This window comes from Pseudomonas agarici (assembly GCF_900109755.1).
Taxonomy (GTDB): domain Bacteria; phylum Pseudomonadota; class Gammaproteobacteria; order Pseudomonadales; family Pseudomonadaceae; genus Aquipseudomonas; species Aquipseudomonas agarici.
In genome coordinates, this window is the sequence record NZ_FOAR01000023.1 from 55,996 (window position 1) to 72,618 (window position 16,623).

Below are 16,623 nucleotides of genomic sequence, written 5' to 3' on the forward strand. Positions count from 1 at the left end.
TGAACGCTCTCTCAGGTTATTGTGTCCGCCTCTCCAAATTTCAGATTTTCTTCATACACACCCATAGATTGGCCAATTATTTTCAGAATAAACCTAGAAAATTTAATAGTTTTAGCACGTCATTTTAAAATAGTTTGAGGGGTTGTGGTGGGTTGACCTTGCCCGCAGCGCCTGATTTTATTATCGGGCAAGGCTACGGGTCGCCGAGGAGGAGGATGGTGCGCGTCGTACCATCACCGACATCTTTGAGCACCTCGTACATCGCGCAAGGTGCGACTGATAATGGCGACCCCTCACCTGGAACAGGTTATCCAGGACCTGGTACAGTCCGGCCGTTATCAGAATGCCAGCGAAGTGATGCGAGAAGGTTTGCGTCTATTGGAACAGCGCGTCGCCGAAGACACCGCCAAAATTGAGGCCCTGCGTCAGGCGACCTCAATCGGCATCATGGACCTTGAGCACGGGCGCTTTACTCAGGTGAACGAAAGGGATCTGGAGCACTACCTCGAGGGCTTGAGCCTGGAAGCAGCGATCCCCGCGAAAGAGAAACACTGAGCATGTCGCAGTATCGGATTCCAACGCGACGGGCGCCGACATTGTCGACATCCTCAGGCTCTCCCAGACGCAGTTCGGCGATCAAGCACGCCAGCGCTACCAGGCGCTGATCCTCGCGGCGCTGCAAGCGATTGCCGACACGCCTTATCGCATTGGCAGCCACGACCGCGATGAACTTGCACCGGGCCTCCGCAGCTATCGCCTCATCTATTCACTCCAGCAGGCCAAACAAACCCATGGAACGGTCAAAAGCCCACGGTATATCGTGTTCTATTGTGTGACAAACGACGACGTGATCGAGGTCGTCCGACTTCTTCATGACGCCATGGAAGTGCAATTGCACCTGCCCAACGACTGATCACCGACCTGGTCTAAAGACTTAACCGGCCATGAACAGCGAAGGTAGGCGCTCCTCTACATCTCAACCTGAGCGCCCTCGCTGTCAGCCGACTCGGCGGCCAATTGAAGCGGGAGGTTCTGGGCCCGACCGGACTATCGAGACCCACGACCAGAAACACGATGTTCAACTTTGCGTACCACTTTCAATGCTGAACAATCGCTTCCTAGGCGTTTTCCGTGGCCAGGCGCCTGGCATTACGCTTCAACTGCCGATAGACACGCGGATCGATACCCCTAGCGACCAGTGCCCCCGCATCTCGTAGGCTAATTTCAGGATAGGTAGCGAGAGAAATACGGGGTTGCTTATCCGCCCAGGAACAGCGGAAGTGCCAGCACTTGGCGCCTTTTGTATGTCATAACTGAACGTCTGCAGCCGGTTCATGCCGCTGCGCTTTTCAATCAGGTTGCCCCACGCATCGTAGGTGTACTCCTGATCCCGCCACTGCTTGATCCGGTTGTCTTTGACGTGATCAAACTGACTGGTGGAAGTTTGGCGTCGAGGCTATCAAATTCTTCTTCGACCTTAGCGGGCCTCCGCACAATAGGCCCTACTAGGCTTTTGTTCGCTACGTCGGAGATGCGACGAACCAACGAGGTGGTTTTCTTATGACCAAGAGATACAGCTGTTGTCAATGCGACAATGAAAAAGTTAAAGATGATTGCGGTATTGAAGGGTGCTGGAAGCTCATACGTGTTCTCACATAAATGCGAGCACACATTTGCAAAAAAGTGATCAGGAAATCACTATCGAAATAAATATCACCTTACCTATCCATTTCATCAGATCCTTACCTCTGGACCAAAGGCAATACTAAATTTTCAGGCCGGTCGTAAGCAAGCAAAGCCTGACGTATCTAATGATGGAGCAACGATTATAAATTCCACCATTAAAGATAATGACAACTGAACCAAACCCAATAATTACAGATTGAGCCCATTCAATTATCGAGGTAATGACTCCTTCTGCAAAATTGCATTACCCGGCTAGGGTAATGCCTGTGACCAAACGTTGCAAGAAATTGGATCCGAAAAATTATCACGGGTTTGTGACAATCAAAAAAACTCCATTATTCAGAGCGTTAACTCACGAATACGCATAACAATTTACGGCAGCTGCCTTCATGGCTATTCGGACTAACAAGCCTCTATTTTTGACATGGCGCAGGCATACAACAAGCATTTCTTGAATTGAATCTATACGCCCTTGCGAGCTTTTCTACAATCCAGCCGACGCCATCGAAAACATCAACGGTTTTCCAACGAACCAAAATGCTTGGGCCTAGCACACTCCAAAACCGTATACCAAAGCCTAGATGTTGCCATCTCATGCGCCAAAGATTAGATAATTCAACAAAAATTACCCTCGGCGTTACTATTCAAAGACTCCCTTGTTTTTTTTAAATAACCGCTTGACATGAAAGTTAGGCTTTGGCCATATGTGACCTTGCTTAGCCGACTACTCAACTCTTGGTAGTGACCAGCATCTGAGAAGCAAATCAGTTTGTTCACGATGAATCCTTATCGGTGTCTGGCAGCGCTCGGCGCATACGCAAAGGCAATTTTTATTGATGCTTGACCCAAGCTAATGGAAGGCTTATGTCTGACTTGAAGAATCAATATATTAATACCGCAAGGACGGTCGAAATTGGCAATCCCTCCTGGCAACTCGCACAGAACTCCGGGTTGACCGATTTGAGTGTCAGACATGTCGAGCGCAGCCGCATGATTGATCATAATGGGCACGCGTTCATGAACATGTGCTCCTGTTCGTATCTTGGGCTGGAAATCGACCCACGCCTGGCCAGATGGGCTGCGGACTATGTACTACAAAGTGGCACTGTCAACCTGCCAACTTCCCGCATCCGGATCCGCCTGAAAGAACTGGATGAACTGGAGCAGGCCATGTCTGCCCACTTCAAGTGTAGCGCTTTCACCGCAACCTCATGCAGCGCGGGGATCGTCGCATCGCTGCCATTACTGGCAGGCGGAATTTTTACGGATGGGCAACGCCCGTTCATGATCTTCGACAAGCATGCGCACTTTGCCTTGAACCAAGTCAAAGCGGTCTGTGGTGACGAGACTCAAGTGGTTACCTGCAACCACAATGATGTCGACTTCATTGAGGAAATGTGCAAACTCCACCCGTTGGTCGCCTATGTTGCCGACGGGGCCTACAGCATGGGCGGCAGCGCACCGATCGAGCGTCTCCTGCAACTGCAGGACAAGTACGGGCTATTCCTCTATTTTGACGACTCGCACTCGTTGAGCGCCTATGGCGAGAAGGGCGAGGGCTACATTCGCACCTTTATGCCGGAACTCAATCCACGGACAATACTGGTGTATTCCTTGGCCAAGGCCTTCGGGGCCAACGGCGGTGGAATTTTCATGTCCGAACGGGCGAATTACCAACAGGTCTTCCGCCGCTTCGGCGGACCGATGTCCTATTCACAGTATGTCAATCCAGCCACCATCGGTGCCTCAATGGCTTCGCTGGATATTCATCAATCTCCCGAACTAGGTGCACTACAGAAAAAGCTCAACTCCAACATCCAGCTGTTCGACAGCCTGTTCCCTACTGAGCATGCGGGGTCTGGCTTGCCGATTCGCGTCGTTCCTCTGGACAGCCCCGACATGGCGATAGGAGTTTCCGAGGGTGTGTTCAAGCGCGGCTACTACACCTCTGCCGTGTTCTTCCCGATTGTAGCCAGAAACAAGTCAGGGCTGCGCGTGATGATGCGTGCTGACATGTCTCATGAGGACATCCATGGTTTCTGTGCGGCCGTACGCGCCGAGGTCGAGCGAGCCCGTCAGGGTTTGCCGGTTGCCCATGGTTGAGTGCATGACGATGAACCGTATTCCGGTGGGCAGCAATAGTCGTTGGATCACACGACTCAAGGATGGATCGATGTTGTCTTTGAAACCCTATGGCTAGGAAGCCAAGTGCTATGAAGTCTATTTTACTGCTCGATGTTGGTAACCCGTTATACCGTGAGTTCGCGCTAGCCTCTCTGGCGCGTCAGGCTCCGGTGGTCCTGGTGGGTACCAGCCTGCCCGAATGGGCCAAGTGCTACGTCACGCACTGGATAGATATCGACCCGGAACAGGTTGACGAGATCGCCGCCCAGGTCGAACAACGCGGTATCGACTTGTTCATGGTGGTCACCTACTACGAATTCTACGTCGAGGCTGTGGCATTGTTGTCCGCCCGCTTCGGGCTGCGTGGCAATAGCCTGGATACTGCCCGTATGAGCCGAGACAAACGCCTGATGCGCGACGCATTTGCCCGGCACGATGTGTCGTCGCCCGTATCAGTGCTCGCCATGACCGATGAGGAAATTGTCACGGCAGCACGGCAGATCGGTTTTCCGGTGGTCATCAAGCCGAGAAAGCTGGCCGGCAGCATCGGCGTTGTGCTGGCTCAAACCGAGCAGGCTCTTCAAGCGGCCATCAAGGCCAGGCAGGCTAGCGAAAAACAGATACGTACCCGCAGCGCCATCATGCACGAGACGCTGGTGGAAACCTATGTCGATGTGCCAGAAATCAGTGTTGAGAGTGTGGTGGTCGACGGCGAGGTGAATATCGTTGCCGTGACTCAGAAGCGCCTCGGCCCGCCACCTTACTTCGAGGAAATCGGTCACCTGGTCTCTTTTGAGCCGGGCGGGCAGGAACTGCCACCAGCGGTGGTGGTCTTGGTGATCGCGGCCCATCGAGCGCTGAGCGTGCAATGGGGAATCACGCATACGGAGATTCGTCTAGGCAAGGATGGTGCGAAAGTTATCGAGTTGGCGACCCGAGCCGGAGGAGATCAAATACTGAAGCTAGTAGAGCTCGCCAGCGGCCTGGATCTGTTCAAACTGTTGGTGGATGGCTTCCGAGGCGTGCCCCTGGACCTGCGATCGACGCGCCATCGAGTAGCCGCTATCGACTTCATCTACCCCCCCCGTGCGGGAGTGCTGGACAAGATACAAGCTGCCGAGATCTTACAGCCCGCAGGGATCACGTCGCAATTGGTCGTCGAGGCCGCCATCGGCAGTACCTTGGAGGTTCCGCCGCAGGCTTTTCTCGATCGAGCCGCGTTTATTATCACCCAGGCGGACACTGTGCACGCGTGCATCGCAGCAAGCACGGCGCACGTTCGTGGCATTCAGGTAGTTCTCAAATGAGAGGACTCATCAGAGGCGTGGCGCTGCCGACGACTATGCACAATATCATCGCTCTGCGTCTGCTTTTCGTCATGGCCAATGCACTGGGGCCGTTCGCTGCCTTGTTCTTCAACCGCCACTATCAGCTCGATGGCCCGGCCGTGGCGCTGGTGATTACTCTCGCATCGGCGTTCTACCTCACGGGCAATCTGTTGGGAGGAGCGTTTGCCAGTCGCTACGCCTTTCGCCCGTTGTTACTCGGTACATCTTCGTGCTCATCTATCTTTCTAGTACTCGCGATGGTGTTCACTACCCCGCACCTGTCGATCATCATGGTGCTGCTGTTCATATTGTGCGCAGGAGTAATCACGCCAACGTTCAGCATGCTGACCTCATTGGCGACCACTGACGCCAACCGCATCGCGTCCTTCGGCTATTTGCATCTGGCCAGCAACTTAGGCTCGGCACTGCTGTTTGTAATCGGTGGTTATCTACTCGGTCTGCACAGTCAGTACCTAATGGTATTCGCCGCTAGTCTGAGCGTTGCGTGCTTACTGGCAAGTGCCCTGCTAGCGCTGCCCGAGCGACTGGTTCATGGACCGCAGGCGCGACAGGGGATCTTGCGCGACATGATAGACATGCCAAAGATCGTGGTCGTTGCCGGAGCACTATTTTTCGCGTTGTCGATACTGGACGCGCAGCGTGAGTATCAGTTGCCACTTTGGCTAGATCTGAGGGCCGTTGACAGCTCAGCGAGCACGTTCGCAACCATAGGGCTCGTTAATGCGTTACTGGTCATCCTGATTACTCAACCCTTGATCGCCTTGACCTCTCGATTCAGCACGCTCACCAATCTGGCCATGGCGAGCATTTTCTACGGTATCGGATTTGGCGCTTACGCGTTCTTCGAGCATGCCGCGCTGATCCTGTCATTCGTCTTCTTCTGGACGATGGGGGAGATTCTTGGCATCACCCATATCACCGCGCTGAGCTGGAGCCTCTACGGATTGTTTGGGCTTGCACTAGGAAGTGCCTGCCTGTTTGCTGTGGTCCGGGGAGTTTCGACTTCGCAGGTTTCTTCATCGCGAAGCAGTTGAGCCGGGAGGCTCGTTCGTTTCAGACATCAAAAGGAAAAGGTGTATTCAGCATGAGTGAGGTACCGCCGCAAGACCTGTATGACCGCTTGTACCGTGGCAATCCGAGTCTGGTCAAAACCCGTGATTTCGAAGACGTCGACGTTAGGACTAACAACCTGATCTTTGCATTTCTGGTGCTGGTCAACCTTTACCAGTTCTTCATCGCCCCTCTGCTGTTATCGATAACCCCCTGGTTCATGCTGACCCTGCTACCGACCCTTCTGTTCTCTTCGACTACAGGTGTGATGGTGCATGAAGCGATCCATGGATTGCTGCATTCGGATGCTCGCAGAAACCGGCGCATGGGGCAGGTAATGGCGGTATTCATGGGCATCGCCTATGACTTGCAACGTTTCGATCATCTGCGCCATCACCGTATCAGCCGTACAGAGAATGATTGCGATGAGATCTATATCGCTCCTCATCCATCGAGGCGCAGGGTATTAAACTATTACTATCGCAAGTTGTTTGGTGCCTACTGGCATGATTTCGTACTAAGTGCGGTCGTATGTTTCCTGCCAATCCGATTCATCTTTCCGATCATGAGTTTCATCTACGGCTCGACAATTGAGCAGGCAGATCATTCGGCTTTATCCATCACCCTGCGCAACAAGAAGTTGAGTGCGCTGCGTACCGAGGGTGCATGTATCTTGCTGTTGTTGGGCTGCAGTGCTTATTTATATGACGGCAACTTGTGGGTGCTAGTGGTTCTCTACTTGCTCAGAGCCTTAATTCTCACGGTGCTGGACAGCTTTGCCCACTACCAGACCCCAATCAATGACTCGCTGTTCGCACGCAACGTGAAGGTACCGATTTTCTTCGAGCGAGTGTGTTTGATGAACTTTAACTACCATGGCGCTCATCATATTTTCCCCACAGTTCCATGGCGCAAAATCCCACAATATATGCATCTTTTTGAGCCTGATTTCTGCTTGATTACCCACGGTAGCCTGTTACGGTCACTGAAAGCCAAATATAAGCCGCCTCGGGCCTTCAGTGTGTGGCCCAATGGCTGGTTGGCAGGAGGCCGTAAAGAGAAAGAAGGCTGCTCGAATCCGACCGGCTTGTCCTAAGCACCTGCACCGGCGTCAGGTGAAGTTCAGTCGACCGAGTGATGTCCAACAAAAACGCATGAGTCGAGCAGTTGATTGCCACTCGGCGCCAGTAACATTGAGGAGTGCCTATGCGGCAGCAGTATGATCCAGTCTGGGTTGAAAGCACGGTTCAAGCCAAATGGCTTCGCGATGAAGTCTTCAAGGCTGTCGAAGACGAGAGTCGGCCAAAATTCTATGCCTGCTCCATGCTGCCCTACCCATCCGGGAAATTGCATATGGGCCATGTGCGTAATTACACGATCAATGACATGTTGGCCCGTCACTTGCGCATGAAGGGCTATAACGTTCTGATGCCGATGGGGTGGGATGCATTCGGCCTGCCGGCTGAAAATGCCGCCATGCAGTCGGGAGTGCCCCCGGCCGAATGGACACGGATGAACATCGCCGATATGAAATCGCAGATGCAACCGCTCGGCCTGGCGTTCGACTGGTCAAGGGAAATCGCCACCTGCGATCCGCAATACTACAAGTGGAACCAGTGGTTTTTCCTGAGGCTGCTGGAAAAGGGCTTGGCCTACAAGAAAACCCAGGTCGTCAACTGGGACCCCGTCGATCAGACCGTGCTAGCCAATGAGCAGGTGGTGGATGGGCGGGGTTGGCGATCCGGGGCACTGGTAGAGAAACGCGAGATTCCCGGCTATTACCTGCGCATCACGCAGTATGGCGAAGAGTTGCTGTCGGCCATCGATACCCTGGACGGCTGGCCTGACATGGTTCGCAGCATGCAGCGCAACTGGATTGGCAAGACCAGTGGCGTGCGCCTGGCCTTCCTGCACGGGATCGAAGATGCCGGCGGGCAGTTGATCGACGCGGGTAAGCTGTGGGTGTTCACCACGCGCGTCGAAACGCTGATGGGTGTGACGTTCTGCGCTATCTCTCCTGATCATCCCTTGGCCAAGCGAGCCATCGAGCTCGAACCTGGCCTCGAACCACAAGTGCAGGTGTACCGGCAGTCGGCACAGGCCAGCCCTGCAGCCGGCGCACAGGCGAAACTTGGCATTTGGAGCGGCTTGCATGTCGAGCATCCATTAACCGGGGAACCGATCGCCGTCTGGATCACCAATTATGTGCTCGGTGAATATGGCGAAGGCGCCTTGATGGGAGTGCCGGCCCACGATGAGCGTGATTTCGACTTTGCCCGCCAATACGGCTTGCCCATGCGGCCTGTCATCGCCTTCAAAGGGGCGGCTCATGACCCTGCCGCATGGTCGGATAGCTACGCCAGCAGGGAAGGTCGCCTGATCAATTCCGGCGCCTACGATGGCCTCACGGTGGATATGGCGTCCGTGGCGATCGTCGATGCCCTGGCCGAGCGCGGATGCGGCGAGCACGCCACAACTTGGCGTTTGAGGGACTGGGGCATCTCCCGGCAGCGCTACTGGGGAACACCGATTCCAATTATCCATTGCGAACACTGCGGCGATGTGCCGGTACCTTATGCAGATCTGCCAGTGGTATTGCCGACTGACTGCATTCCCGACGGCAGTGGCAATCCGTTGGAGCAGCATGATGCGTTTCGACACGTCGCGTGTCCGCGTTGTGCCGCACCCGCATTGCGGGAGACGGACACCATGGATACCTTCGTCGACTCTAGCTGGTACTTCATGCGCTACTGCGACCCGGACTGCCACACCTCGATGGTCGGGCCTGGCAGTCGCTACTGGATGCCCATCGACCAGTACATCGGCGGCATAGAGCACGCAGTGCTGCATCTGCTCTATGCCAGGTTCTGGACTAGGGCGATGCGCGACGAAGGGTTGGTGGACTTCAGTGAGCCGTTCAAGAACCTGTTCACCCAAGGCATGCTGCTGCGGGAGAGTTACTACCGCAAGGCCGAAGACGGCAGCCGGCGCTGGTTCTACCCCTCCGAAGTATCGGTCAACTACGATGAGAAAGGCCGCCCGGTGAGTGCCACAGCGTTCGAAGATGGCTTGCCCGTGAGTCTGGGCGGGGTGGAGAAGATGTCCAAATCTAAGAACAACGTGGTCGAGCCCAAGGACATCATCAACCGGTTCGGCGCGGACACAGCCCGACTGTTCACCATCTTCGCAGGGCCACCGGACCAGAGCACGATCTGGAGTGACAGCGGTGTTGAAGGGGCTTATCGCTTCCTGCGCCGTCTCTGGAGCGTTGCCGTTGACGAGCAAACTCGCTGGGACGAAGGTGGCGACCTGGAGACGGATACCACGCAAGCCAGCCGCGTGCGTTTCGAGATCCATGGCTTGCTGCAGCAGATTAACAACGATTATGAGCGCCTGCAGTACAACACCGTCGTTTCGGGCGCCATGAAGATGCTCAAGGTGCTTGAAGGAGCCCGCAGCGCTGGCCGCCAGGTCTGCCGGGAAACCCTGTCCATTCTCCTGCAGGTGCTCCATCCGGTAACTCCGCATATTTCCCAGGTACTCTGGGAAGCGCTGGCATTCCCTGGCGCGATCCATGACAGTGCCTGGCCGACTCCGGACAGCGAAGCCCTGAAACAGGATGAAGTGAAGATGATGGTGCAGGTAAACGGCAAGCTGCGCGGGGAGATTCTCGTCCAGGCCGACGCAGACCATGACACGATCCGTGGCCAAGCGCTCTGCGACAAGGTATTGAGTAAGTATCTAGAAGGCGCTGGAAGAATGATCGTGGTGCCTAACCGATTGGTGAACTTCATCGTCTGACGTTGTGGGCTACCTGTGAAAACCAGAAAGCCGGCATTTTCTGAAAATGCCGGCTTTTTCGTTCAGTTTCAGCGCACGCTCGTTGGAGAGCGTATCAAAGCGGCTGAAACGAATATACCTGTTGCCGCTGATGCGGTTAGTATTTTACTCGAAACGTCGGTGACGTCCTTCGGCCGATTTTGCCGGCGATCACAGATCCGTGTCGTGCTGATATTTGCGCGGCCCAGTCAAGCCTGGACCTTGGCGATGTCCGCCTCATGCTCCACGGCATTGGTTGCGGCCGTAGCGCGCAAACCGTACACGCCGAGGCCGACGACCTCGATGCCGGCCACACTCTTCACCGACCTCTCGCAGATCGTCATGGATTTTGCGATAGCCATACACTCCGCCGCTCTCCAGCCATGAATGCTTGATCAAACCCAGCAATCGCTGGTCGTCTTTAGCGCGTGCAGATTGCGGCTCAGACAACCAGGCGTAATAACCGCTGGGGTGGACTTTCAGAGTCAGGCAAAGCCGTCGAATGGAATAGTCGCCCGCGCGCTGCTTGATAAAGGCGTACTTCAGCCGCACTCCTTGGCAAAGTACGCGGCGGCCTTTTTAAGATGTCTCGCTCTTCAGTGACCCGCTTGAGTTCTGCTCGCAGACGACGCAGTTCAGCGTGCTGATCATCGTCCTGCTGCCGTTCTTCTTGATGTTTGCTGTAGCGCTTTATCCAGGCGTAGAGGCTATGCGTCGACACGCCAAGACGGGCCGCTACATCAGCGACAGGCAGCTTCTTTTCGGTCACTTGATTGACCGCTTGGATTTTGAATTCTTCGGGATAACGCGGGTTGCTCATGGCACCTCCTGATTGGCCTCAGTTTAAGGCATGGAGGTGTCTACGGAACCTGGGGCGATTCATTGCGCTGTTCGATCCTGCTCAGCAAATCCAACAGATCGTGACGACTGATGTCGTAGATGGACCGCCCACCCAGCGTTGGCAGGACGTCTTTATTGAAGATTCTCAAGATTTGCGAGAGCGTGCTTTGGCGGCCCTCCTTCAGGCTCAGTCTGCGGAACTCCACCCACTGATCGAACACGGCCTCGAAGGTATGCTCTGTCGCAAAACGAACAGCACGGCGCTGCTGTTTTCGGTGCTCATAAGGATTGATGCCTTGGGCAACCAAGGCGTGCGCCTCGTCACGTCGTGTGCGCGCTTCTTTGAGGCTGATTTGCGGGTAACAACCCAAGGACATGCGCTTCTGCTTGCCCGTCCAGTAGTAACGGAAAAGCCAGATTTTTCCGCCGCTGGCCGTCACATTGAGCGTGAGACCATCGCTGTCACCGAGAGTGTAGTCATTACCAGTGATTCGGGCGTGCCGAACTGCCATTTCTGAGAGTGCCATCGCGAGCTCCTGAACAGAGTCAGGGCCAGATGCTCATCTCGCTACGCAAACTGCTCCAGCAACAAACCGATTCAGTGCGCATCAGAATCCTGGACTTAATCCTGGACTTAAACGCACCGGATAATGCTGGATTTCAGTGGTTCCCGCCGGAACGAAAAAAGGACCCGAAGGTCCTGATTTCAATCACTTACAGAATTCAGTGGAACTCTGCAGCGCAATATTTGGAGCGGGAAACGAGACTCGAACTCGCGACCCCGACCTTGGCAAGGTCGTGCTCTACCAACTGAGCTATTCCCGCGTCTTGGTGGAGCGCATTCTATAGAATCCACGCACCACGTCAACCTCTTGATTCAAAATAGTTTTATTTCTTTTCAGGATTTTCCGCATTGATCTTCAGATGCGGCCAGGCAGCCCGCAGATACTGCACCATCGACCACAAGGTCAGACCAGCGGCAATCATCAACAGGCTGTAGCCCACCAGAACCCAAAAACTGAAGTCCGACGGGTTGGCCAGCAGAATCACCAGCGCCAGCATCTGTGCCGCAGTTTTCCATTTGCCCATGTTCGATACGGCGACCTGCGCACGCTCACCCAACTCGGCCATCCACTCGCGCAGGGCCGAGACGACAATCTCTCGCCCAATGATCACCGCCGCCGGCAAGGTCAGCCAGAGGTTGCCATGCTCCTGCACCAGCAGGACCAGCGCCACCGCCACCATCAGCTTGTCCGCCACCGGATCGAGGAACGCCCCGAAGGGGGTGCTCTGTTCCAGGCGTCGTGCCAGGTACCCATCCAGCCAATCCGTCGCCGCAGCGAACGCGAACACCGAACTGGCCGCCATGTAGCTCCATTGGTATGGCAGGTAAAACAGCAAGATGAAGATTGGAATAAGTAAAACGCGTAGAACGGTGATCAGATTAGGGATATTCATCGGCACAACTGGCTACGAGGTGAGGGAGCATTCTACTCGCTGTGCAGATTTGCATAAATCAACTCCGCGAGCTTTTTACTGATCCCCGGTGCTTTGGCGATCTCGTCGATGCTGGCACGGGACAGCTCCTGCAAGCCACCAAAATGTTTCAATAGTTCACGGCGGCGCTTCGGCCCGACACCCGCCACCCCTTCCAGAGTCGAAGTCCGGCGGGTCTTGCCCCGTCGTGCACGGTGTCCGGTAATGGCGAAACGGTGCGCCTCGTCGCGAATCTGCTGGATCAGGTGCAGTGCCGGCGAATCGCCCTTGAGGGTGAACTCGTGAGCCGCATCGTTGAGGTACAGGGTTTCGAAACCAGCCTTGCGCGTGGCCCCTTTGGCCACCCCCAGCAGGATCAGGTCGGGCACCGCCAGCTCGTTGAGCACATCGCGGGCCATGGATAATTGTCCCTTGCCACCGTCCACCAACAGAATATCCGGTAACTTGCCCTCACCGTCCTTGAGCTTGCTGAAACGCCGGGTCAGCGCCTGATGCATCGCCGCATAGTCGTCGCCGGCGGTCACGCCCTCAATATTGTAGCGCCGATAGTCGGACTTGATCGGCCCTTCCGGCCCGAACACTACGCAGGACGCCACGGTCGCCTCGCCGCTGGAGTGGCTGATGTCGTAACACTCCAGACGCTGCGGCGATTCCTCCAGGTTCAGCACCTCGGCCAGCGCTTCGAAACGCGCGGCGACATGCTGACGGTTCGCCAGACGTGCGCCCAGCGCCTGCTCGGCATTGGTCACCGCCAGTTGTTGCCAGCGAGCCCGAGTACCGCGCACCCGGTGACTGATGCTCAACTCACGGCCACGCAACTCATCGATGGCGGCGATCAGGGTCGGGAAGTCTTCATGGACTACGTTGACGATCAGCTCGCTGGGCAGGTCGCGTTCGGGGCTGCTGATGAAGTACTGCCCGAGAAATGCCGCCATGACTTCGGAAACATCTTCATCGATCCCGACTTGCGGGAAGAAGTTCTTGCTGCCCAGGACCCTCCCGCCACGCACGCTGATCAGGTGCACGCAGGCGCCACCTGGGTTGACGAACGCGGCGATGACATCGACATCGCCGGTACCACCTTCCATGCTCTGCTGGTCCTGCACCCGCCGCAGCAGCGAAATCTGATCGCGCAATTCGGCCGCCCGCTCGAAATCCAGGGTACTGGCCGCCAGCTCCATGCCAACATTGAGTTCGTCGGTCAGGGCGTTGCTGCGACCTTCCAGGAACATCACCGAATGGCGCACGTCCTCGGCGTACTCCTGCGGTTCCACCAGTCCGACACAAGGCGCCTTGCAGCGTTTGATCTGGTACTGCAGGCACGGGCGCGTGCGGTTTTTGTAGTAGCTGTCCTCGCACTGGCGCACATGGAAGGTCTTTTGCAGCAACGCAAGGCTTTCTCTAATCGCTCCGGCACTCGGATATGGCCCAAAGTACTTGCCCTTGAGTTTCTTCGCCCCACGGTGAATGCTCAGGCGCGGGTAATCGCCCGCCGAGAGAAAGACGTAGGGATAGGACTTATCATCGCGCAGCAGAATGTTGTACGGAGGCCGCCACTCTTTGATCAGCGTCTGCTCGAGCAACAACGCTTCGGTTTCGTTGGCGGTGATGGTGGTTTCCACCTGAGCGATACGCGCCACCAGAGCCATGGTCTTCGGCGCGAGGCCGGTCTTGCGAAAATAGCTGGCGAGGCGATTCCTCAGGTTCTTGGCCTTGCCCACGTAAAGCAAGCGCGCCTCGCTGTCGAACATGCGATACACACCGGGACGTCCACTACAGGTGGCAAGAAAAGCACTTGAATCGAACAGATTAGTCATTGTCAGCCGGCATCGATCATGCCATGGCGAACCGCCAGGAGTGTCAACTCAACATCACTGCTCACCGACAGTTTCTCGAAAATCCGATAACGGTAGGTATTCACGGTTTTCGGCGACAGGCACAACTTGTCGGAGATGATCTGCACCTTCTGACAACCGACAATCATCAAGGCAATCTGGATCTCTCGCTCGGACAAGGCGTCGAATGGCGAATCACTGGCCGGTTGAAAGGATTTGAGCGCCAACTGCTGAGCGATTTGCGGACTGATGTAGCGTTGTCCAGCGAACACCAGACGAATCGCCTGGACCATTTCCGCCAATCCCGCCCCCTTGGTCAGGTAACCCGCAGCACCGGCTTGCAGCAGGCGCGTCGGAAACGGGTCTTCTTCACATACAGTAACCGCCACGACCTTGATATCAGGATGGCTACGCAGCAATTTACGTGTGGCTTCAAGACCTCCGATGCCCGGCATCTTGACGTCCATCAGCACTACATCAGGCTTGAGTTCCCGCGTTTTGAGCAGGGCTTCCTCTCCCGACTCCGCCTGGCCTACAACCTGCAGGCCATCGATGTCAGCGAGCATCCGAGTAATGCCTGTACGCACAAGATCATGGTCATCGACAACTAGCACCCTAATCAAGCAGACACCTCGCGAATATGGTCTTATCAGGTTATTGAGCACCTTAGCAAAAAACCGTGGGCCAGACCTAGCTACAAGCGTCACATAAAAGCGTGTCAACGCACTGTAAGCACCCGCAGGGTCGCAAACGCTTGCGATCAATGCGCAAATGACTCAGGAACCACCCGATCCCTTGTTGCCCCTGGTGCCATAGACGGCGATGGCTTCCGCCAGGGTCGCGGTCAACTGGCTAATCGCTTCCTGATCTTCCTTGCGCAGCGCGCGGTAGCTGCCCAGAACCTTCTCTTCGTTAGAGTTGAGGTTGTCCACCAGCGTGGGCGTTCGGTTGTTGGTCAGGACATACAGCACATCGACGCCGCGTGCGGCCACGCGTGACAAATAATCCGCCTTCGGTGCCCGATCACCACTTTCATATTTACCCTGAGCATTAGCCTCAACGCCTCCGATTTCGCCAAAAGCCTTCTGCGACAATCCGAGTCGCTCCCTCTCTTGTCGCAACCGCGAACCAATTCCACTCATTTGAATGTAAAATCCCAGTCTAGGCACCCCTAAGGATGGTATACTCAACACGATTTGAACAAAATTGAACGGTTTTGAACTATGCCCGGTATTCGCACCGCCGCACAAGCCAAGGCTTGGCTGGAACATCAAGGGAAATCGGTTCAGGAGTTTGCACGCGAGCATGGTGTCGACCCGGCAACCACCTATCAAGTGCTCGCTGGGCGAAAAAAGGGACGCCGTGGGGAAGCCCATAAGGTAGCGGTCCTGCTGGGCATGAAAGACGGAATCATCCTTGAAACCGACAGTCAGGCCAGTGAATAAGCCAGCCTGCTCAAGTCAGTATGCGCCTCAAAACATCGAGGGGTAGGTTAAATCCGAAAATACCATCAGTCGGATCCTATGCTCACTTTCAAAGCCGAAGCGCTCATGCGAAAGAAGCATTCATCCTCCCCGACAATCTCCAGCCCCATGCGCTGATAGAGCTGCCTTGCAGGGTTGCTCTTGAAGACGCTCAGCCGCATTTCCGGGCGACCTTCCCTGAAGGCGATATCACGGGCCTGGGCAATCAACCAGCTACCCAGCCCTTGCCTGCGCGCCGTCTCGACCAGTTGCAGCTCGCGTATATAGAGAGCTCTCGGGTCCCGGCTGAAACTGACAAAACCCAAGACCTGCGAACCCTCGCACAACAAGGCGTTCTGCCGCCCGGCCCAAGCCACATCGAAGGCCTCTTCCTACCAGAGCAAGTCGTACTCACGGTAATACGCCAGCATGTTGCGACGCGTCAGCGTCCGGGCAAACGCCAGGTCCGCTTCGGTCGCCGGTCGAAAACGCCAGTCCCGATTCACCATCGCTCAACCTCCACCACCTCGCCACGCCAGTGACCGCCAGTACATCGCCCGATCACCAACATCCCTCCCAACCCCATCGCGGCAATCACCCGCGCTGCGTCCAGATCACAATGCGCCCGGTCGACTGCCAACCACCCACAGCACCGCCATGATTGGCCATCAGCACTGCCCTGGCATGTTCACCAGCGTACCCTTCCAATAATGTGCTATCCGGTACATAACCGCCGCTGGCGATCAACAGGCCGGCTGCATACAGATTAGCGCCAGATTGCGCAGCATGCTGGACGTCCCTTGCGTGGGAAAAGTCAGCGCAGACTGACGGAGTGACAGCGTCGTCGTCGATGGCCAAGGCGGCGCCCGCTTTTCCGGGGAAAACGCTGGATATAACCCGGCCGGTGCGTCATACACCTTTAGCGCATTTTAAGTCATGGCGATTGCTCGATATGGCCTA

General features: G+C 55.7%; 13 protein-coding genes, 1 tRNA gene and 5 pseudogenes. 8 read left to right on the forward strand and 11 right to left on the reverse strand.

What is annotated here, in order from left to right; all coding sequences use genetic code 11:
• Positions 1-282: 282 nt before the first annotated feature.
• Both BMX68_RS19175 and BMX68_RS19180 read left to right on the forward strand, forming a co-directional pair.
• Complete coding sequence (locus BMX68_RS19175; protein ID WP_017134397.1) at positions 283-555, forward strand: type II toxin-antitoxin system ParD family antitoxin; 273 nt, start codon at positions 283-285, stop codon at positions 553-555.
• A gap of 2 nt (positions 556-557) precedes the next feature.
• Positions 558-913 (forward strand): annotated as a pseudogene (locus tag BMX68_RS19180) (type II toxin-antitoxin system RelE/ParE family toxin).
• A gap of 205 nt (positions 914-1,118) precedes the next feature.
• Here BMX68_RS19180 and BMX68_RS26825 read toward each other — a convergent pair.
• Positions 1,119-1,247 (reverse strand): hypothetical protein, encoded by a 129-nt coding sequence (locus BMX68_RS26825; RefSeq protein WP_482211631.1) that lies wholly within the window; start codon positions 1,245-1,247, stop codon positions 1,119-1,121.
• 1,303 nt (positions 1,248-2,550) lie between these two features.
• Here BMX68_RS26825 and BMX68_RS19190 point away from each other — a divergent pair.
• The 5 genes from BMX68_RS19190 (at position 2,551) to leuS (ending at position 10,010) form a co-directional block, all read left to right on the forward strand.
• Positions 2,551-3,789 carry an aminotransferase class I/II-fold pyridoxal phosphate-dependent enzyme gene (locus BMX68_RS19190; RefSeq protein WP_017134396.1) on the forward strand — a complete coding sequence of 413 codons (1,239 nt, stop codon included), beginning with the start codon at positions 2,551-2,553 and terminating at the stop codon, positions 3,787-3,789.
• A 110-nt stretch (positions 3,790-3,899) separates the two neighbouring features.
• Positions 3,900-5,117 carry an ATP-grasp domain-containing protein gene (locus BMX68_RS19195; protein ID WP_017134395.1) on the forward strand — a complete coding sequence of 406 codons (1,218 nt, stop codon included), beginning with the start codon at positions 3,900-3,902 and terminating at the stop codon, positions 5,115-5,117.
• On the forward strand, positions 5,114-6,193 hold the full coding sequence (locus tag BMX68_RS19200; RefSeq protein ID WP_017134394.1) for an MFS transporter: 1,080 nt from the start codon (positions 5,114-5,116) through the stop codon (positions 6,191-6,193). Before BMX68_RS19195 ends, BMX68_RS19200 begins: the two co-directional genes overlap by 4 nt.
• A 50-nt stretch (positions 6,194-6,243) precedes the next feature.
• A complete protein-coding gene (locus tag BMX68_RS19205; RefSeq protein ID WP_017134393.1) occupies positions 6,244-7,305 on the forward strand; it encodes a fatty acid desaturase family protein in 1,062 nt (353 codons plus the stop codon).
• A gap of 110 nt (positions 7,306-7,415) precedes the next feature.
• The gene (gene leuS / locus BMX68_RS19210) at positions 7,416-10,010 is read left to right on the forward strand and encodes a leucine--tRNA ligase (RefSeq protein ID WP_017134392.1); all 2,595 of its coding nucleotides are present in this window, start codon (positions 7,416-7,418) and stop codon (positions 10,008-10,010) included.
• A gap of 136 nt (positions 10,011-10,146) precedes the next feature.
• Here the strand turns inward: leuS and BMX68_RS19215 are convergent.
• From BMX68_RS19215 to BMX68_RS19255, 8 genes and pseudogenes are all read right to left on the reverse strand, one after another.
• Positions 10,147-10,339, reverse strand: a pseudogene (locus tag BMX68_RS19215) (tyrosine-type recombinase/integrase); the annotation flags it as partial.
• Positions 10,320-10,848: pseudogene (locus tag BMX68_RS25200) on the reverse strand (transposase); the annotation flags it as partial. The pseudogenes BMX68_RS19215 and BMX68_RS25200, both read right to left, overlap by 20 nt.
• Before the next feature lie 64 nt (positions 10,849-10,912).
• Positions 10,913-11,395 (reverse strand): annotated as a pseudogene (locus BMX68_RS19230) (tyrosine-type recombinase/integrase); the annotation flags it as partial.
• A gap of 222 nt (positions 11,396-11,617) precedes the next feature.
• Positions 11,618-11,693: transfer RNA gene (locus tag BMX68_RS19235), tRNA-Gly, on the reverse strand.
• Between the two features lie 63 nt (positions 11,694-11,756).
• Positions 11,757-12,326, reverse strand: a complete 570-nt coding sequence (gene pgsA / locus BMX68_RS19240) for a CDP-diacylglycerol--glycerol-3-phosphate 3-phosphatidyltransferase (protein ID WP_026013470.1) — start codon at positions 12,324-12,326, stop codon at positions 11,757-11,759.
• 32 nt (positions 12,327-12,358) lie between these two features.
• Positions 12,359-14,182 (reverse strand): excinuclease ABC subunit UvrC, encoded by a 1,824-nt coding sequence (gene uvrC, locus BMX68_RS19245; RefSeq protein ID WP_026013469.1) that lies wholly within the window; start codon positions 14,180-14,182, stop codon positions 12,359-12,361.
• Between the two features lie 2 nt (positions 14,183-14,184).
• A complete protein-coding gene (gene gacA / locus BMX68_RS19250; protein WP_026013468.1) occupies positions 14,185-14,823 on the reverse strand; it encodes a response regulator transcription factor GacA in 639 nt (212 codons plus the stop codon).
• Positions 14,824-14,976: 153 nt separating this feature from the next.
• Positions 14,977-15,342, reverse strand: a complete 366-nt coding sequence (locus tag BMX68_RS19255; protein WP_039792967.1) for a helix-turn-helix domain-containing protein — start codon at positions 15,340-15,342, stop codon at positions 14,977-14,979.
• A gap of 81 nt (positions 15,343-15,423) precedes the next feature.
• Between BMX68_RS19255 and BMX68_RS19260 the strand changes: the two genes are divergently transcribed.
• Positions 15,424-15,645 carry a DNA-binding protein gene (locus BMX68_RS19260; RefSeq protein ID WP_017134384.1) on the forward strand — a complete coding sequence of 74 codons (222 nt, stop codon included), beginning with the start codon at positions 15,424-15,426 and terminating at the stop codon, positions 15,643-15,645.
• 65 nt (positions 15,646-15,710) lie between these two features.
• Here BMX68_RS19260 and BMX68_RS19265 read toward each other — a convergent pair.
• Both BMX68_RS19265 and BMX68_RS25645 read right to left on the reverse strand, forming a co-directional pair.
• Positions 15,711-16,172 (reverse strand): annotated as a pseudogene (locus BMX68_RS19265) (GNAT family N-acetyltransferase).
• 85 nt (positions 16,173-16,257) lie between these two features.
• The gene (locus tag BMX68_RS25645) at positions 16,258-16,521 is read right to left on the reverse strand and encodes a hypothetical protein (protein WP_017134381.1); all 264 of its coding nucleotides are present in this window, start codon (positions 16,519-16,521) and stop codon (positions 16,258-16,260) included.
• Between the last annotated feature and the right edge of the window lie 102 nt (positions 16,522-16,623).